This window comes from Rhodoferax sp. (genome assembly GCF_012927445.1).
Lineage (GTDB): Bacteria > Pseudomonadota > Gammaproteobacteria > Burkholderiales > Burkholderiaceae_C > Rhodoferax.
In genome coordinates this window covers 529,192-546,375 of record NZ_JABBPD010000008.1, presented here as the reverse complement: position 1 = coordinate 546,375, position 17,184 = coordinate 529,192, and the positions used below count along the sequence as shown (strand labels likewise).

Here is a 17,184-nt window from a genome sequence, read left to right as displayed (position 1 = left end):
GGGGTCAGAGCAGGGAACGGCCCGAGGTCTGGGACGACCAGTCAATCGGGTCTTGCTGCAGCACCATGTCAATGTCCAGCCCGAGCACCTCGCCCACCGAACCCGGAAACGTCACTGCCAGCGCCTTGTCGGACAGGCCGGCCTCTTTGGCACGGGCACGCCAGGCGGCGAGATGGATCACGCCGGCCAGCGGTTCGTAAACCTCGTTGTCAAAGGGTGCGTACTGGTGCTCCAGGGCGTCCACAATCGGCTGCGGAAAATGCCATTGCCGGGCAAAGCCGGCACCCACCTGGGCATAGCAAAAACCAAAAGCCCAGCTTTCGACCTTGGCCCGTTGCAGGTCCAGCGGGGGGACTTGAAGGTCCAGCGCGGCCACTTCCGTGGGCATGCCCATGTGCATGGCCAACTCGCCCACCGCGTGGATCAGGCCGCAGGTAAAAGCGGCCTGCTGGTTTTGCCGCACCACACCCGCCAGCGAGCGGGCCAGCTTGGCCACGTTCAAGCTGTAAGCCCAGAACTGCTGCAGGTTGATGCCCGGCACGGCCTTGAAAGACGCGCCGGAGGCCGCCGCCGCCGCCATGGTGCGCACATGGCCCAACCCCAGAATCGCAAGCGCTTCGGTGACGCTGCTGACCTTGCCCGACAGTTTGAAAAAGCCCGAGTTGGACAGCTGCAGCAGACGCGTGGTCAAGGCCGGATCGGTGCTGATGAGCTGGGTGACTGTTTTCAGATCGGGCTCATCCCGGTCCAGCTCGCTCAACAAGAGCGCCACCACCTTCGGGATACTGGGCAGGACGAACTGCAACGCCAGCAGATCATTCAGTTTCATGGTCAGTGGCCTGTGCCCTTGAGCTTGGCAAAGGCCGATGCCATGGCGTTGGATTGCGGTGCATTGGTGGCTTGATATGCGCCCTGGCCGCCGGGGCGGCCGCGCTGGTTATTGGTCACGCTCTGAAAGCGGTTGTCGCCTGCGCTGTCGCGCCGTGCCGGGGCGGCGCCCAGTTTCATGGTCAGGGCAATGCGTTTGCGGGCGACGTCCACTTCCACCACCTGCACCTTGACGATGTCGCCGGTTTTGACGATCTCGCGGGCGTCGGTGACAAACTTGTGCGCCAGCTGGCTGACATGGACCAGACCGTCCTGGTGCACACCCAAGTCAACGAAGGCGCCAAAGGCCGCCACGTTGCTCACGGTGCCTTCCAGAATCATGCCCTCTTTCAGGTCCTTGATGTCTTCCACGCCGTCATTGAAACGCGCCACCTTGAAGTCCGGGCGCGGGTCGCGGCCGGGTTTTTCCAGCTCGCCCAGAATGTCCTTGACGGTGATGACGCCAAACTGGGCATTGGCAAACAGCTCCGGCTTCAGCACTTTCAGCATGTCGGTGCGGCCCATCAGCTCGGCCACCGGTTTGGCAATGTGCGCCATGATTTTCTCCACCACCGGGTAGGTCTCGGGGTGCACACCGGTCATGTCCAGCGGATTGTCGCCACCGCGAATGCGCAAGAAGCCGGCACTTTGCTCAAAGGTCTTGGCGCCCAGCCCGGTCACTTGCATGAGTTGCTGGCGGTTGTTGAACGCACCATTGGCCTCGCGCCAACGCACCACCGCCTTGGCAACGCTGCCGCTCAGGCCCGACACGCGCGACAGCAGCGGCACGCTGGCAGTGTTCAGGTCGACACCGACCGAGTTCACGCAGTCTTCCACCACGGCTTCCAGCGTCTTGGCCAGCTCGCTCTGGTTCACATCGTGCTGGTACTGGCCAACGCCAATCGATTTGGGGTCAATCTTGACCAGTTCGGCCAACGGATCTTGCAGCCGGCGCGCAATGCTGGCGGCGCCGCGCAGGCTGACGTCGACATCCGGCATTTCCTGCGAGGCAAATTCGCTGGCCGAGTAGACGGAAGCCCCGGCTTCACTCACCACCACTTTTTCAATCAGGCGATCCGATACCTTGGCCATCAGCTTGATCAGGTCGGCCGCCAACTTGTCGGTCTCGCGGCTGGCCGTGCCATTGCCGATGGCAATCAGGTTGATGCCGTGCTTCTCGCACAGCTTGCCCAGGATGTGCAGCGAGCCTTCCCAATCTTTGCGCGGCTCGTGCGGAAAGACGGTAGCGGTTTCCACCAGCTTGCCGGTGGTATCAACCACCGCCACTTTGACACCGGTGCGAATGCCGGGGTCCAGCCCGAGCACGACGCGCGGCCCGGCCGGTGCCGCCAGCAACAAGTCGCGCAGATTGTCGGCAAACACCTTGATCGCCACCTTCTCGGCGTCTTCCCGCAGCCGGGTGAACAGGTCGCGCTCGGTCGACAGGCTGAGTTTGACGCGCCAGGTCCAGGCCACGCATTTGCGGATCAAGTCGTCTGCCGCCCGCGCCTTGTGGCTCCAGCCCAGGCGCAACGCGATGCGGCCTTCCGCCAGCGAGACCACTGGGGCCGCTCTTGTTTTAATAGCTGCTTGCGCAGGTGCGACGGGGGCTAGAGGCGTATTTGGCTCTGGAACAACAAGCTTGGCATCCAGAATCTCCAACCCACGACCACGAAACACCGCCAGCGCCCGGTGCGACGGCACGCGGCCAATCGGCTCGTCGTAGTCAAAGTAATCGCGAAATTTCGCCACATCGGCGTTGTTCTCGTCCTTGCCGTCCATCAGCTTGGACTGGAACAGGCCCTCGGTCCACAGCCATTCGCGCAGGTCTTGCACCACGCTGGCGTCTTCGGCCCAGCGCTCGCTCAGCAAATCGCGCACGCCGTCCAGCACGGCCTGTACGGTGGAGAAGTCGGGCTGCTTGTCCTCGCCCTCCACCACCGGCCGCATCGGAATCACATAGGGCAGCGCCTCGTCCGCTGGCACCAGCGTCGGGTTGGCAAACAGGGCATCGGCCAGCGGCTCCAGCCCGGCCTCGCGTGCCAGTTGGCCCTTGGTGCGGCGTTTCAGCTTGAACGGCAAATACAGATCTTCCAGCTCCTGCTTGGTGGCGGCGGATACCAGCGCCGCCAGCAGCGTAGGCGTCATCTTGCCCTGCTCTTCGATGTTTTTGATCACGGTTTGCAACCGATCACGCAGTTCGCGCAGGTAGCTCAAGCGGGCTTCGAGCTCGCGCAACTGGATGTCGTCCAGCCCATCGGTCACTTCCTTGCGGTAGCGGGCGATGAAGGGCACGGTGGCACCGCCATCGAGCAATTCGACGGCGGCTTGCACCTGTTTAGGTTGAACCCGGATTTCCTGCGCGATTTGCGCGATGATTTTCTGCATGACTGTGTGAGCCGTCAGCCTGGCGCTGACTAAAACTATATGAAGAGGAAGAGTTTGCCACAGGCGAGGTCAAGCGCCCGGGCGGTGATTCACCGTTGCGCCAGCTGCCAATAGCGGGATCAACGGCCCAAAGAAGCAGCGCACCCATTGACAGCCCAATGGACCAAGGCCAAACGCGGGCCAACGTGGCCGTCAACGGGTCGAACCCTCTGCCGTGGCATCGCGACGCGTATTCACACTTTTTTACAGAAAATCCAGGCAACCGGCTGCAACGCCAATCACGGCGCCACTCAGTCCGGCAAATCTTTCGCCAAGCGCAGGCCGGAGAACTGCCAGCGTGCGGCCGGCGGGAAAAAGTTGCGGTAACTTGCCCGCACATGGCCGGCGGGCGTGGCACGGCTGCCGCCGCGCAGCACCTGCTGCCCGACCATGAACTTGCCGTTGTATTCACTGACGGCGCCGCTCAGCGGCCGAAAGCCGGGATAAGGCTCGTAGGACGAGCGCGTCCACTGCCAGACCTGGCCCGTCATCTGCGTGAGGCCCGGCGCGCCAAACGTGGCCTCCCACTCAAATTCGGTCGGCAAGCGCGCGCCGGCCCACTCCGCATAAGCGGCAGCCTCAAAGAAGCTGAGATGGGCCACCGGTGCCGCCGCATCCAGCGGCTGCACACCGTGCAGGTCAAACACCTGCCAGTGTGCCGATGGTGCGCGTGGGTCATCGGGCGCCATCCAGTAGGCGGGCGACTTCCAGCCCTGCACCTGCACCGCCGCCCAGCCGTCGGACAGCCAAAACGCTGGCCGCTCATAACCGCCATTCGCCATGAACAAGGCATAGTCGCCGCAACTCACCAGGCGATCGGCGATCTGGTACGGCTGCAGCAGCACCGCGTGCCGTGGCGTTTCGTTGTCGAAGGCAAAGCCCGCGCCCTCATGACCCACCTGTGTCACGCCGCCTGGTAAGTCAAGCCAGCGCAGTGCCGGCGACGTGGTGGCCGGCTGCAGCCCCGACGTATCTGCCGTTTGGTAGGCCGGCAACAGGGGATTGCTGGACAGTGCATGCAGAATGTCGGTAAGGATCAGTTCTTGATGCTGCTGCTCGTGGTTCAGGCCCAACGCGATCAGCGGCGCGGCCACCTGCCAGACGCCGGCGTCGGCCTGGGCGATAAAGGACTGCATGGCGTCGTTCACATGCTCGCGATACAGATGAATTTCTGCCAGGGAAGGACGCGTCAGCAGACCGCGCTGCGGCCGCGGGTGGCGTGGCCCCAGCGACTCATAATAGGAATTGAACAGACGGAAGAAGCGGCTGTCAAAAGGCACGTAGCCAGCGGCATGCGGCTGCAGCACGACGGCTTCAAAAAACCAACTGGTGTGTGCCAGGTGCCACTTGGTCGGGCTGGCATCAGGCATGGACTGAATGCACTGGTCCTCGGCCGACAACGGGGCCGCCCGCGCCAGGGTTTGCGCCCGCACTTGGGTAAAGTGCTGGGCGACAAGCGCGCGCTGGTCCGGGCAGGAGGAATCCAGGGGGCGGTTGGACGATGGCATCTCGGTCATGCAGCAAGCTTCCTTGGTGGGGCCGGAACACAGCGCCGGGTCCTTAGTGTCGTGCACTGACGCGCCAGATCACATTACCCACATCGTCAGCCACGAGCAAAGCGCCTTGTTTGTCCAGCGCCACACCGACGGGCCGACCCCAAGCATGGCCGTCCTCGCTGAGGAAGCCGGTCAGCACATCAAGGGGTGCGCCAGCCGGTTGGCCGCCCTCAAATGGCACAAAGATCACCTTGTAGCCGCTGTGTGGCCGGCGATTCCAGGAACCATGCTGACCGATGAACATGCCGTTGGCAAAAGGTGCGGGCAACGAGGTGCCCAAGGAGGACACCAGACCCAGCGAGGCGGTGTGCGGCCCCAGGGCGTAGTCCGGCGCAATCGCCTTGGCCACCAGATCGGGCCGCTGCGGCGTCACACGCTGGTCGATATGCTGGCCGTAGTAGCTGTAGGGCCAGCCGTAAAAAGCACCGTCGCGCACCGAGGTCATGTAGTCGGGAACCAGGTCGCTGCCGAGCTCGTCGCGCTCGTTCACCACCGTCCACAACACGCCGCTCTGAGGCTCCCACGCCATGCCATTCGCGTTGCGCAAGCCGGAAGCAAAGATGCGGTGTGCCCCGCTTTGGGGGTCGACCGTCCAGATGGCGGCGCGCTCGGTTTCTGCCGCCATGCCGCGTTCGGCCACGTTGCTGTTCGAGCCCACGGTCACGTAAAGCTGGCTTCCGTCAGGCGTCGCGATCAGGTTCTTGGTCCAGTGGTGATTGATCGGGCCGGCCGGCAAATCCACCACCTTGGTACCAGGCGCCGTGATGTGCGTGGCACCGGCGGTGTAGGGGAAGCGCAGCACGGCGTCGGAGTTGGCGACAAACAGATTGTTGCCCACCAGCGCCATGCCGAATGGCGAGTTCAATCCTTCGAGCAGGACCGAGCGCACATCGGCCACACCGTCGCCATCGGTGTCACGCAGCAAGGTGATGCGGTTGGCACTGGGCACCGCGGCACCGGCCTGCTTCATCACCAGGCCCATCACCCAGCCCTTGAGGCCCCGGCCGTCTTCGGGCTTGGGCGGCGCATTGGTTTCGGCCACCAGCACATCGCCATTGGGCAAGACATAGAGCCAGCGCGGATGGTCCAGGCCGCTGGCGAACGCGGCGACGCGGGTTCCCGCGGCTGCCTGCGGTGTCGCACCTGGCGACCAACCTTTGGCCGGAGCAATGTTCACCGTCGGAATCAGGGTGGTTTGGGGTGGCGGCAGCACCGGCTGCGGCCCGGTCCCCGCCGATACCGGCAACTTGGCCATCTCGCTGCAGGCCGCGAGTGCCAAGCTTAATATGCCAAATAGCAGCGCGGTTGCGGTGCGTCTCATGCGATTGCTTGCGGTTAAAGCCGGCCGGTCAGCAGCAGCACCAGAATAATGATCACCAACAAGCCCAAGCCACCGCTGGGTCCGTAGCCCCAACTGCGGCTGTGCGGCCAGGTCGGAATGACGCCAATCAGCATCAGAATCAAAACGACCAACAAGATGGTTCCCAAGCTCATGTGTTTCTCCTTGACAGTGGGCACCTGCAAATCACAGTTCAGAGCCCGCCTGAACTGTCGTGATCTAACGCGGATCGAACCGTGGCGAGAATTTTTTAAGAAACGGCTTCATCAACATATCTTCCTTGATGACATGGTTAAGCAGCCAATTTCGCAAAAAACCACTGAAATTGACAGCCGCTGCCTCGGTCCAGACTTCCCCAATTTCCGCTTTAAGCTGCTCCAGATTCTCGAGCAGTCCCGCGTGGGACGCTTGCAAATGAGAAACCTCCCCATATCCCACGGCATCGGCAATCAGTTCTTCTCTGGAAAAATGTATTTTCGAATACTTGGAAAGGCTGTCAAGTGCCGTCGTTAATTCAGTCCGACTCCTGTTTGTCAAACCATGCTTGGCCAAATTGATAATTTCAATGAGATGCTTGTGATCGGAGTCGATCAAATCATTGCCCACGCTCAGCTGTTCGCGCCATTCCAGACTCATTAAATCCTCCCAGATTCTTGTAGATGGTCATTCGCTGTCAATATAGCTGAACGATGCGGTCTGGAAAGTGAGGGTTGTCATGTCGGACATTATTCAGTTCTCAATGCCTGCTTCAACGCAACACCGAGTTCCGGCTTGTGGCTGAACGGATCGGTCGGATTGCGCGCCTGCAAAATATCTTCCAGCCGCACCTGCACCGAGCCAATGGCTTGGGGGTGGCTGTAAATGTAGAACTGGTTAGCGGCAATCGCATCAAATACTTTTTGCGCCACGTCAGCGGCACTGACCTTGCCGGAACCGACCGCCTTGTCGCTCATCGCCTGACCGATGAGCTGGCTTTTGGTCGGCTGGACTGGCTGCGCCTCGAGGGGGCGATTGCGGTGGCTCTGGCTGATGCCGGTCGGCACAAAAAACGGGCACAAGACCGAGGCACTGACCTGATCCGTGACCAGCGCCAGATCCTGGTACAGCGTCTCGCTGATGCTGACCACCGCGTGTTTGCTGGCGTTGTAAATGCCCATATTGGGGGCATTTAGCAGGCCGGCCATGCTGGCGGTGTTGACAATGTGGCCCTGGTAGGCCGGGTCTGCTTTGGCGGCTTCCAGCATCATGGGGGTGAAGACGCGCACGCCATGAGCGACGCCCATCAAGTTGACGCCAATCACCCATTCCCAGTCTTGGGCCGTGTTCTCCCAGATCAGGCCCCCGGCCCCGACACCGGCGTTGTTGAAGACAAAATGCGGCGCTCCAAAACGCTGCTGCACGGCACGGCCCAACGCTTCCACTTCGTGGGCCTTGGACACATCGAGTTGAACCGCCAGCACCTGCGCACCAGTCGCCAGCAGTTCGGTCGCCGCCTGGTTAAGCGCGTCTTGCTGCACATCGGCCAACACCAGATTCATGCCCAGCTTGGCGCCGATACGTGCACATTCCAGGCCAAAGCCCGAACCCGCGCCAGTCAGAACTGCGGTCTTACCTTTGAAATTCGTGATCATGAGATTCCTGTCAATGCCTGTGCCAGCCGCTCAGGCTTCGGCCTTTTTCAAAACGTAGCCGATGCGCGGAAAATGCACCTGCACCGTCCCCGCGCGCTCGTCCACGCGGCGCAGGGTGTAGTGCATTCGGGTTGCCGCGATGAGTTCACCCTCGGTCGGCTCGGACCCAAAACTCTCGGCCGCCACCGTGACCCGACTGCCCAGCGGTATGCCGTGTTCATCCTGAAACGCAGTGTCATTTAGGACGCTAGCCACCGTCGATGCTGCGCAGACAGCTATCGCTTCTGTAGCAGAATATTTTTCCATCTGACCATGACCCAGTGCGGCCATGCGGTCCATCCAGTCCACCACAACCGGCGTGGCATCCAGAATGCCGGCCATCACCGGCACCCTGGTGCGCGAGAACCACAGCGGGTGATAGGCGGCAAAATCGGCCACCGTCGGTGCGGCGCCCAGCAAAAAGGGATTGCTTTCGAGCATGTTGGCGAGGCGGCGCAAATAACTCTTGTAGGCAGCAGTGGCGTCCGCCGGGCGCAGCCGCGTCACGCCGGCGCTCATCTTGCCGCGATCTTCCGCAAAGGCTTTGGCGAACTCGGGCGGTGCCCCTGCAAACGCCTGCGCGGCCCCCTGGGCGCTGAAGTTGTAGGCCATTGCCGCCCAGAACAGCGTCGTGTCGGCCCACTGCGCGGTGATGCGCGCCACACCTTGCATGCCTTCGGGGTACAGCGTGGGCTCAGGCTGCAGGTGCTCCAGCACATCACAGATCAGCGCGCTGTCGCAGTACACATCGGCGCCAATTTGCAGAATCGGCGTCTTGCGGTAGCCGCCGGTCAGCGCCAGCACCTCCGGCTTCGGGCTGATGGCCGGGATGATGACCGACTTCCAGGCCAGCTTTTTGTAGCCCAGCACCAGCCGTATTTTTTCGGAAAACGGCGAGGTCGCATAGTGGTGAAGAATGATGTCCGTCATGCTGGGAGTCTCGTAGTGGTTGGGGGACAAAACTGCGCTGCGTGTCGCGCTGTCCCGCCAGGTCTCAGGAGAGTTTGACCAGTTGCTTGCCAAAGTTGCGACCTTTGAGCAAGCCTAAAAAGGCTTCCGGCGCGGCTTCCAGTCCGATGGCAATCGACTCGCGGGGTTTGAGCTTGCCAGTCGCCACCAGCGTGCCCAGTTCTTTCAGCGCCTCGGGCCAGACTTCCAGGTGCTCGGTGACGATAAAGCCCTGCAGCTTGAGCCGGCTGATCAGAATCAGCGCCGGATAGGTGATCGGCAGCGGCGCACCGTTGTAGCCGGCAATCATGCCGCACACGGCGATGCGACCAAACGCGTTCATGCGGGACAGCACGGCGTCCAGCACCATGCCACCCACGTTTTCAAAATGACCATCGATGCCATTGGGACAGGCTTCCTTGAGGGCTTTGGACAGCGATGCCGCATCCTGGTGCAGCTTGTAGTCGATGCAGGCGTCAAAGCCCAGTTCGTCGACCGCGTACTTGCATTTATCCGGACCACCGGCAATGCCGACGGTGCGGCAACCGCGCGCTTTCGACAAGGCGGCAAAGGCACTGCCCACGGCGCCAGTGGCGGCGCTCACCACCATGGTTTCGCCCGCTTTGGGCTCGATAATTTTGACCAGACCGTACCACGCGGTGACGCCGGGCATGCCCACCGCGCCCAGATAGGCGCTCAGGGGAATGTGGGTGGTATCGACCTTGCGCAGGGCGCCGGGCAAGTCGGCGTCCACCACGCTGTACTGCTGCCAGCCGCCCATGCCGACCACTTTGTCACCGACGGCAAACTTGGCATTGTTGGACTCCACCACTTCGCCCACGGTACCGCCGCCCATGGTCTCCCCCACGGCCTGCGGCACGGCGTAACTTTTGGCATCGTTCATGCGACCGCGCATGTAGGGATCGAGGCTCAAAAAATGGTGCCGTACCAGCACCTGACCATCCCGCAACGCAGGCGTGTCGCTGACAACCAGCTTGAAGTTGCTGGCAACGGCTTCCCCCTCGGGGCGGTTGTCCAGCAGAATTTGTTTGTTTTGTGGCATCGGAAACTCCTGAAAAATATCAATCGGTCGAAATGGCCGCGGCCGTGACGTTCAAGGCATTGACGCTTTTGGGCCCGGTGGCCAAGCGCTTCACAAACTTGAACGTACCGGTGGCGTGGGCACAGGCGCGCCCTGCTTCGTCAAACACCGTGCCTTCGGTGAAGGCCATGGTGGCGGTGCGGTGCATCAAATGGCCTTTGCTGGTGAGCTTGCCACGCGCCGGCTGCATGAAGCTGGTCTTCATCTCGATGGTGACCGCCCCCATGTCTTTTTGCACACTGCGCGCCGCCACTGCCATGGTGACGTCCAGCAGGGTCATGAGGGCGCCGCCGTGCGTGACGGCAAACGAATTGAGGTGTTCGGGCCGGGGCTCAAAAACCAGTTCCGACAAGCCAGCCTCAAACACCCGTAACTCAAAGCCCAAATGATCAACAAACGGAATGGCCACCCCAAAACTTAGCGCCTCATTCACCACGGTATCTACATCGTTCTGCATGTCCTTGTCGTTGCCCATATTCAAGTCAACCACCCGTCACCACGCTGACGCCACCATCCACCGCCAGCCATTGACCGGTGATGTGCTTGCCGGCATCGGACGCGTACAGCACACACAAACCTTTCAGGTCTTCGTCATCCCCCAGACGTTTGAGTGGTGCATGGGCCGCCAGTTTTTCTTCGCCCATCGCGGCCAGTGTGCCCATCGTCATCTTGCTTGGAAAGAAGCCGGGACAAATGGCGTTGACGGTGATGTTGTACTTGCCCCACTCCGCGCCCAGGGTACGGGTGAAGTTGATGACGGCGCCCTTGGAGGTGTTGTAGGCAATGGTGTTCATGCCTTCGGGGTTGCCACCCAGACCGGCGATGGAGGCGATGTTGATGATGCGCCCGGCGCGGCGCGCGATCATGCTCTTTTTGGCAATGATCTGGCTCAGGATGAAGTAGCCGCGCACATTGAGATTCATCACCTTGTCCCAGGCGTCAACCGGATGATCTTCCGCCGGCGCACCCCAGGCCGCCCCCGCGTTGTTGACCAGGATGTCCACATCGCCCATGCGCTGCAAAGTCTCGTCGGCCAAGCGGTGTATCTCGGTCTCTTTGGCGCAGTCGGCCGCAACCCAGCGAGCATCAATCCCGGCCGCTTGCAGTTCGGCAGTTGCCTGCTCCAGGTCTTCGGCTTTGCGCGAACTGAGCATGATCCGGGCCCCGGCTTCGCCTAGGGCATGGGCCATCTGCAGGCCCAAGCCGCGTGAGCCACCGGTCACCAGGGCGGTCTTGCCGGTGAGATCAAAAAGTTGCTGAATGGTACGAGCCATGGGGGAAGTCTCCTGAATGCGCTGATGTTGGGGCGGTTTGTGCTGCGGATGCTCGCACGCCAAACGTGAAATTCTATTTTGCAGGAATTTACGGGTTTCGCTATGTTGCGACTGTCTCACTGGCGATAGCACGAAATAAATGCCAGCAGCCCTGAACAGGTACCAGTTCTCCAAAACCCTTGCCTTGTTTGATCTGAATCAGATTAAAGATGCATTTTAAATATATGATTAGTTCCAAGCAGTTCGGAGAATCTGGTGGCTCGTAACCACTTTCTCTCCTGCCTACCCGGCGGCCGCATGGCGGACCACCAAGCAACTGGCTCGAAATTCGTACCAGACAGGAAATTGAACACACGTTTAAGGTGATAAAAATGAAAAACAGTTTTCTTAAAAAAGCGATTGCCAGCGCCGTCCTTGGCGTTGTCGGCTTCTCATCAGCCTACGCTGCGGCCCCCCATCAGCAACACGACACCGGCGTCAAGTACATTCCCAACGTCACCTTTACCCTGCGCACTGATATTGCGGATGGCAAGCTGGTGTTTGTAGGCGAAAACGACGCGATCAAGGGCAAGGTCAATCCGCAGTTGGTCGTGGCCGAAGGCGCCATTGTGCAGATCAATCTGATCAATGGCGACGGCGCAACGCACGACATCAGCGTGCCCGATTTCAAGGCCTCTTCGAACCAGCTCAACACCAAAGGCGCCAGCACCACCATCGTGTTCCGCGCTGACAAGAAGGGGGAATTCAAGTACATCTGCTCGCTGCCAGGACACGTTCAAGCCGGCATGATCGGTAAGATTTTGGTCGGCGAAGGCGCTGCAATACCCAAAGCCACCGGCGCCGAAGTCTCGCGCAGCCCGATGGAAGTCGGCCAACCGGTCGGCGCCCGTGGCCCGCAAAGTTTGACGGTGAACCTGGAAACCACCGAGGTGCTGGGTCAGCTGGCCGATGGCACCACCTACAAATACTGGACCTTCAACAGCAAGGTGCCGGGTCCCTTCATCCGCGTGCGCGTCGGCGATACCGTGACAGTCAACATGGCCAATGCCGCAGACAGCCACATGATCCATTCGGTGGACTTCCATGCGGTGACCGGCCCTGGCGGTGGCGCTGCGGTGACACAGGCGGCGCCCGGCACCAGCAAGAGCTTTACCTTCAAGGCCATCAATCCCGGCCTCTTCGTCTACCACTGCGCAACGCCGATGGTGGCGCAGCACATTTCGAACGGTATGTACGGCATGATTCTGGTCGAACCCGAAGGCGGACTGCCCAAAGTGGATCGCGAGTTCTATGTGATGCAGGGCGAGCTCTACACCGCCCAGCCCCACGGCACGCCCGGAGAAAATGAATTCTCTCTTGAGAAACTCCTGAAAGAGCAGCCCGAGCACATGATGTTCAACGGCACCATGGATGCGTTGACCAAGACTCACCGGATGGAAGCCAAAGTCGGTGAGACCGTGCGCATCTTCTTCGGCGTCGGTGGCCCCAACGCCACGTCCAGTTTCCATGTGATTGGTGAAGTATTTGACCGGGTTTACAGCCAGGCAGACCTGACCTCGCCTCCGCTCAAGAATGTGCAGACCATCTCCGTGCCACCCGGTGGCGCGTCCATGGTCGAGTTCAAGGTTGAGGTGCCGGGTCGCTACATCCTGGTCGATCACGCCTTGTCGCGGCTTGAAAAAGGCCTGGCCGGCTTCCTGTATGTGACCGGCCCTGAAAATCCCGATGTCTACCATACGGCCGAAAAAATGGACCCAAATTCGGGTCACTGAGCACCAGAACAGTCCGTCGCCAACGGGCCTGAGCATGGCGGCGCAGCAAGTCAAGAAAAGCACGACACAGGCTGTCGTGCTTTTCTTGTTTGGTTAACTGCTACGGCACTTCAAAGCGTCACAACACCTCAAAAATACCCGCTGCGCCCATGCCGCCGCCAATGCACATGGAAATGCACACCCGCTTGGCGCCGCGGCGCTTGCCTTCGATCAGGGCGTGGCCAGTCAGGCGCTGGCCGCTGACGCCGTAGGGATGGCCCACGGCAATGGCGCCGCCATTGACGTTGAGTCGATCAGCCGGAATACCCAGTTTGTCGCGGCAGTACAGCACCTGCACGGCAAAGGCTTCATTGAGTTCCCACAGGTCGATGTCACTAACTTTCAGACCCAAGCGCGCCAGCACCTTGGGAATGGCAAACACTGGGCCAATGCCCATCTCGTCCGGCTCACAACCGGCCACGGCAAAACCGAGGAAGCGGCCCAGCGGCTGCAAGCCTTTTTTCTCGGCCAGGGCCTCGCTCATCACCACCACGGCACCACCGCCGTCGGAAAACTGGCTGGCATTGCCGGCCGTGATCAGACCGCCCGGCATGGCCGAACGCAAGCCGCTGATGCCTTCCTTGGTGGTGCCGTCGCGGATGCCTTCGTCCTGGCTGACGGTGACTTGCTTGGTGGTCAGACCCATGACCTTGTCGGCCACCCCCATGGTGACCGTGATCGGGGCGATTTCTGCATTGAACAGGCCGGCCGCCAAAGCGGCTGAGGCGCGTTGCTGGCTGGCCGCGCCGTATTCGTCCATGGCGTCGCGGCTGATGTTGTAACGCTTGGCCACGTTCTCGGCGGTCTGCAGCATGTTCCAGTAAATCTCGGGCTTGTTCTTGACCAGCCACGGGTCGGCAATCATGTGGGTGTTCATTTCCTGCTGCACGCAGGAGATGCTTTCCACACCACCGGCCACATAAATGTCGCCTTCGCCAGCGATCACGCGCTGCGAGGCCAGGGCAATGGTTTGCAGACCCGATGAGCAAAAACGGTTGACCGTCATGCCGGATACGGTGACCGGGCAGCCCGCGCGCAGGGCGATCTGGCGCGCGATGTTGAAGCCGGTGGCGCCCTCCGGATTGGCGCAACCCATGATGACGTCGTCTACTTCGGCGGCTTCAATGCCGGCGCGGGCAATGGCATGCTCGACGGCGTGGCCGCCGAGCGTGGCGCCATGGGTCATGTTGAAAGAACCCTTCCAGCTCTTGGCGAGCGGGGTGCGGGCGGTGGAAACGATTACGGCGGAGGTCATGGTGTTATCTCTCTGAGGTCTGTATTCAATTGAAGGTCTTGCCTTCGGCGGCCAGCCGGGCCAACAGGGGCGCGGGCTGCCAGAATTTGGCGTCGTCCAGTGGGTTTTTGGCAAAGCGGTTCATGGCCTGCACCACGTTGAACAGGCCGACCTGGTCGGCATAGTTCATCGGGCCACCCCGGTAAACCGGGAAGCCGTAACCCATGATGTAGACCATGTCGATGTCGCTGGCCTTGGAGGCAATGCCTTCCTCCAGAATGTGCGCCGCTTCGTTCACCAGGGAGTACACCAGGCGCTGCACGATCTCGTCATCCGAAATCTTGCGCGGCGTGATGCCCAGTGACTGGCGGTGCGCATCGATCATCTGCACGACTTCCGCGTTCGGCACCGCATCGCGCTTGCCGGCCACATAGTCGTACCAGCCGGCGCCGGTCTTCTGGCCGAAGCGGCCCTTTTCGCACAGCAAATCCGCGGTCTTGCTGTATTTCATATCCGGCTTCTCGCTGTAGCGGCGCTTGCGAATCGCCCAGCCAATGTCGTTGCCGGCCAAGTCGCCCATGCGGAACGGCCCCATGGCAAAACCAAACTTCTCGACGGCTTTGTCCACCTGCGCCGGCGTGCAACCCTCGTCCAGCAAAAAGCCGGCCTGGCGGCCATACTGCTCGATCATGCGGTTGCCAATAAAACCGTCGCACACGCTCGACACCACGGCCGTCTTCTTGATCTTCTTGGCCAACGCCATCACCGTCGCCAGCACATCTTTGGCGGTTTTCTCGCCGCGCACCACTTCCAGCAGCCTCATCACGTTGGCCGGGCTGAAGAAATGCAGGCCGACCACGTCTTGCGGCCGTTGCGTGAACGCGGCTATTTTGTTCAGGTCCAGCGTGGAGGTGTTCGACGCCAGAATCGCACCGGGCTTCATCACCCGGTCCAGTTCCTTGAACACGGCTTCTTTCACGCCGAGCTCTTCGAACACGGCCTCAATCACCATGTCTGCGTCCTTGAGGTCGTCGTAGCTCAGCGTGGTGCTCAGCAGACTCATGCGCTGCTCGTACTTGTCTTGCTTGAGTTTGCCTTTTTTGACCTGCGACTCGTAGTTTTTGCGGATCGTGGCGATACCACGGTCCAGCGCCTCCTGCTTCATCTCCAGCATCTTCACCGGGATGCCGGCGTTCAGGAAGTTCATCGCAATGCCGCCACCCATGGTGCCGGCCCCAATGACTGCTACTAAATTAATAGCTCGCTGCAAAGTATCGGCGGGCACATCGGGCACTTTTGATGCTGCACGCTCAGCTACGAAGAGGTGACGCAGGGCACGGCACTCCGGTGTCCACATCAGGTTGATGAAAGTGTCCCGCTCGAACACCAAGCCGTCGTCGAACTTTTTCTTGGTGGCCGCCTCTACCGCGTCCACGCACTTGGCCGGGGCCGGGAAGTTTTTGGACATGCCCTTGACCATGTTGCGTGCGAATTGGAAATAGGCATCGCCCAAGGGGTGTTTGCAGGGCAAATTGCGCACCAGCGGCAAGGGCCGTGCATCAGCGACTTCGGCCGCATAAGCCAAGGCTTCATCAAGCAGGGACTCGGCTGAAGCCGCCATCTTGTTAAACAGTTTCTGTCCGGGGAGCATGGCCAACATTTCGCTTTTAACCGGCTCGCCACTCACAATCATGTTCAGTGCCGGCTCCACCCCGAGCGCTCGGGGCAAACGCTGCGTACCACCAGCGCCAGGAATCAGTCCCAGCTTGACCTCGGGCAGTGCCACATTGCAGCCCGGTGCGGCGATGCGGTAGTGGCAGCCCAGCGCCAGCTCCAGCCCGCCGCCCATGCAAACCGTGTGAACCGCCGCGATGACGGGCTTGTCTGAGTTTTCAACCGCCAAGATCACGCTCAATAAATGAGGTTCCTGCAGCGCTTTGGGGCTGCCAAATTCCTTGATATCGGCGCCTCCCGAGAACGCTTTGCCAGCGCCAGTGAGAACGATGGCTTTGACTGTGGCATCGGCATTCGCTTTGTTCAAGCCCTCGGTAAGGGCCACCCGCGTGGCATAGCCCAAGCCATTGACGGGTGGGTTGTTGAGCGTAATCACGGCGATGTCGCCCTGTACTTTGTATTCAGCGGTCATGCTTGCATTCCTCAGAAGTGAAAATAGAACGATCGTTCGTTTTTTATTGTAAGAGCGATACCGGATGCGACCTCTCGGGTGTGTACCAAATTTGTCGCGCGTGGGACAAGGGGCCTAGACCTCCAGCCATTCTTTGCGCGTGCCACTGTCTGCGCGCAGCGCATCCGGGGTGCCCGTGAACACGATACTGCCGTGTCCCATGACCAGACAGCGATCAGAAATGGCCATGGCAATGGTCAGCTTCTGTTCAATCAGCAACACCGAAATGCCTCGATTTTTGAGCTCCTTCAGATAGTGCGCCACCAGCTCGACAATCTTGGGCGCCAGGCCCTCTGTGGGCTCGTCAATGATGATGAGGTCCGGGTCGCCCATCAGCGTGCGGCACAGGGTGAGCATCTGCTGTTCGCCGCCCGACATGACGCCTGCGAGCGTGTGCTGGCGTTCTTGCAGCCGCGGAAACATCTGGTACATGTCATCCAGCGACCAGCGCCCGGTTTTGCGAGAACTTTTCTGCCCCAAGTACAAATTTTGTTCAACCGTCAGATTGGGGAATATATCGCGGCTTTCCGGCACGTAGCCAATGCCCAAATGCGCAATCTCGAACGTTTTTTTACCCAGAATCTCCTGCCCTTTCCAGCGCAGGGAACCCTGGCAGTCGACCAGCCCCATGATGGCTTTGGCGGTGGTCGAGCGGCCCGAGCCGTTGCGCCCCAACAGCGCCACAATCTCACCCGGCTGCACGCTCAAGTGAACGCCGTGCAACACATGACTCTTGCCGTAATAGGCGTGCAGGTTGTCAATTTTCAACAT

At 60.7% G+C, this 17,184-nt stretch carries 15 protein-coding genes; 1 reads left to right on the top strand and 14 read right to left on the bottom strand.

Features of this window, described 5'->3' with window-relative positions:
- Positions 1-4 precede the first annotated feature (4 nt).
- The 11 genes from HHJ17_RS18075 to HHJ17_RS18025 form a co-directional block, all read right to left on the bottom strand.
- Positions 5-829, bottom strand: a complete 825-nt coding sequence (locus tag HHJ17_RS18075) for an HDOD domain-containing protein (RefSeq protein ID WP_296501922.1) — start codon at positions 827-829, stop codon at positions 5-7.
- A gap of 2 nt (positions 830-831) precedes the next feature.
- The gene (locus tag HHJ17_RS18070; RefSeq protein ID WP_296501921.1) at positions 832-3,255 is read right to left on the bottom strand and encodes a Tex family protein; all 2,424 of its coding nucleotides are present in this window, start codon (positions 3,253-3,255) and stop codon (positions 832-834) included.
- A gap of 290 nt (positions 3,256-3,545) precedes the next feature.
- A complete protein-coding gene (egtB, locus tag HHJ17_RS18065) occupies positions 3,546-4,802 on the bottom strand; it encodes an ergothioneine biosynthesis protein EgtB (protein ID WP_296502017.1) in 1,257 nt (418 codons plus the stop codon).
- 52 nt (positions 4,803-4,854) lie between these two features.
- Positions 4,855-6,171, bottom strand: coding sequence for a sorbosone dehydrogenase family protein (locus tag HHJ17_RS18060; RefSeq protein ID WP_296501920.1), 1,317 nt, complete (start codon positions 6,169-6,171; stop codon positions 4,855-4,857).
- Between the two features lie 14 nt (positions 6,172-6,185).
- Positions 6,186-6,344: a DUF3309 family protein gene (locus HHJ17_RS18055; RefSeq protein WP_296501919.1), complete on the bottom strand. Its 159-nt coding sequence runs from the start codon at positions 6,342-6,344 to the stop codon at positions 6,186-6,188.
- 64 nt (positions 6,345-6,408) lie between these two features.
- Positions 6,409-6,825, bottom strand: coding sequence for a bacteriohemerythrin (locus HHJ17_RS18050; protein ID WP_296501918.1), 417 nt, complete (start codon positions 6,823-6,825; stop codon positions 6,409-6,411).
- An 89-nt stretch (positions 6,826-6,914) separates the two neighbouring features.
- Positions 6,915-7,820, bottom strand: a complete 906-nt coding sequence (locus HHJ17_RS18045) for an SDR family oxidoreductase (RefSeq protein WP_296501917.1) — start codon at positions 7,818-7,820, stop codon at positions 6,915-6,917.
- A 30-nt stretch (positions 7,821-7,850) separates the two neighbouring features.
- Positions 7,851-8,789 (bottom strand): glutathione S-transferase family protein, encoded by a 939-nt coding sequence (locus tag HHJ17_RS18040; RefSeq protein ID WP_296501916.1) that lies wholly within the window; start codon positions 8,787-8,789, stop codon positions 7,851-7,853.
- A gap of 64 nt (positions 8,790-8,853) precedes the next feature.
- A complete protein-coding gene (locus HHJ17_RS18035; protein WP_296501915.1) occupies positions 8,854-9,870 on the bottom strand; it encodes an NADP-dependent oxidoreductase in 1,017 nt (338 codons plus the stop codon).
- A 19-nt stretch (positions 9,871-9,889) separates the two neighbouring features.
- Positions 9,890-10,366 (bottom strand): PaaI family thioesterase, encoded by a 477-nt coding sequence (locus tag HHJ17_RS18030; protein WP_296501914.1) that lies wholly within the window; start codon positions 10,364-10,366, stop codon positions 9,890-9,892.
- Between the two features lie 25 nt (positions 10,367-10,391).
- Positions 10,392-11,183 carry an SDR family oxidoreductase gene (locus HHJ17_RS18025; protein ID WP_296501913.1) on the bottom strand — a complete coding sequence of 264 codons (792 nt, stop codon included), beginning with the start codon at positions 11,181-11,183 and terminating at the stop codon, positions 10,392-10,394.
- Between the two features lie 371 nt (positions 11,184-11,554).
- Here HHJ17_RS18025 and nirK point away from each other — a divergent pair, with 371 nt between their 5' ends.
- A complete protein-coding gene (gene nirK, locus HHJ17_RS18020) occupies positions 11,555-12,955 on the top strand; it encodes a copper-containing nitrite reductase (RefSeq protein ID WP_296501912.1) in 1,401 nt (466 codons plus the stop codon).
- Positions 12,956-13,073: 118 nt separating this feature from the next.
- Here nirK and HHJ17_RS18015 read toward each other — a convergent pair whose 3' ends face one another.
- The 3 genes from HHJ17_RS18015 to HHJ17_RS18005 form a co-directional block, all read right to left on the bottom strand.
- A complete protein-coding gene (locus HHJ17_RS18015; protein ID WP_296501911.1) occupies positions 13,074-14,249 on the bottom strand; it encodes an acetyl-CoA C-acyltransferase in 1,176 nt (391 codons plus the stop codon).
- A 25-nt stretch (positions 14,250-14,274) separates the two neighbouring features.
- The gene (locus HHJ17_RS18010) at positions 14,275-16,374 is read right to left on the bottom strand and encodes a 3-hydroxyacyl-CoA dehydrogenase NAD-binding domain-containing protein (protein WP_296501910.1); all 2,100 of its coding nucleotides are present in this window, start codon (positions 16,372-16,374) and stop codon (positions 14,275-14,277) included.
- Positions 16,375-16,488: 114 nt separating this feature from the next.
- Entirely contained in the window at positions 16,489-17,184 is a 696-nt protein-coding gene (locus HHJ17_RS18005; protein WP_296501909.1) for an ABC transporter ATP-binding protein, read from the bottom strand.

Bases quoted from the DNA above. Each gene is read 5' to 3' on its own strand.
- HHJ17_RS18030 (WP_296501914.1), bottom strand. From the start codon at position 10,366: ATGCAGAACGATGTAGATACCGTGGTGAATGAGGCGCTAAGTTTTGGG.
- egtB (WP_296502017.1), bottom strand. From the start codon at position 4,802: ATGCCATCGTCCAACCGCCCCCTGGATTCCTCCTGCCCGGACCAGCGC.
- HHJ17_RS18005 (WP_296501909.1), bottom strand. From the start codon at position 17,184: ATGTTGAAAATTGACAACCTGCACGCCTATTACGGCAAGAGTCATGTG.
- HHJ17_RS18055 (WP_296501919.1), bottom strand. From the start codon at position 6,344: ATGAGCTTGGGAACCATCTTGTTGGTCGTTTTGATTCTGATGCTGATT.
- HHJ17_RS18070 (WP_296501921.1), bottom strand. From the start codon at position 3,255: ATGCAGAAAATCATCGCGCAAATCGCGCAGGAAATCCGGGTTCAACCT.
- HHJ17_RS18045 (WP_296501917.1), bottom strand. From the start codon at position 7,820: ATGATCACGAATTTCAAAGGTAAGACCGCAGTTCTGACTGGCGCGGGT.
- HHJ17_RS18040 (WP_296501916.1), bottom strand. From the start codon at position 8,789: ATGACGGACATCATTCTTCACCACTATGCGACCTCGCCGTTTTCCGAA.
- HHJ17_RS18050 (WP_296501918.1), bottom strand. From the start codon at position 6,825: ATGAGTCTGGAATGGCGCGAACAGCTGAGCGTGGGCAATGATTTGATC.
- HHJ17_RS18010 (WP_296501910.1), bottom strand. From the start codon at position 16,374: ATGACCGCTGAATACAAAGTACAGGGCGACATCGCCGTGATTACGCTC.
- HHJ17_RS18075 (WP_296501922.1), bottom strand. From the start codon at position 829: ATGAAACTGAATGATCTGCTGGCGTTGCAGTTCGTCCTGCCCAGTATC.
- HHJ17_RS18015 (WP_296501911.1), bottom strand. From the start codon at position 14,249: ATGACCTCCGCCGTAATCGTTTCCACCGCCCGCACCCCGCTCGCCAAG.
- HHJ17_RS18035 (WP_296501915.1), bottom strand. From the start codon at position 9,870: ATGCCACAAAACAAACAAATTCTGCTGGACAACCGCCCCGAGGGGGAA.
- HHJ17_RS18025 (WP_296501913.1), bottom strand. From the start codon at position 11,183: ATGGCTCGTACCATTCAGCAACTTTTTGATCTCACCGGCAAGACCGCC.
- HHJ17_RS18060 (WP_296501920.1), bottom strand. From the start codon at position 6,171: ATGAGACGCACCGCAACCGCGCTGCTATTTGGCATATTAAGCTTGGCA.
- nirK (WP_296501912.1), top strand. From the start codon at position 11,555: ATGAAAAACAGTTTTCTTAAAAAAGCGATTGCCAGCGCCGTCCTTGGC.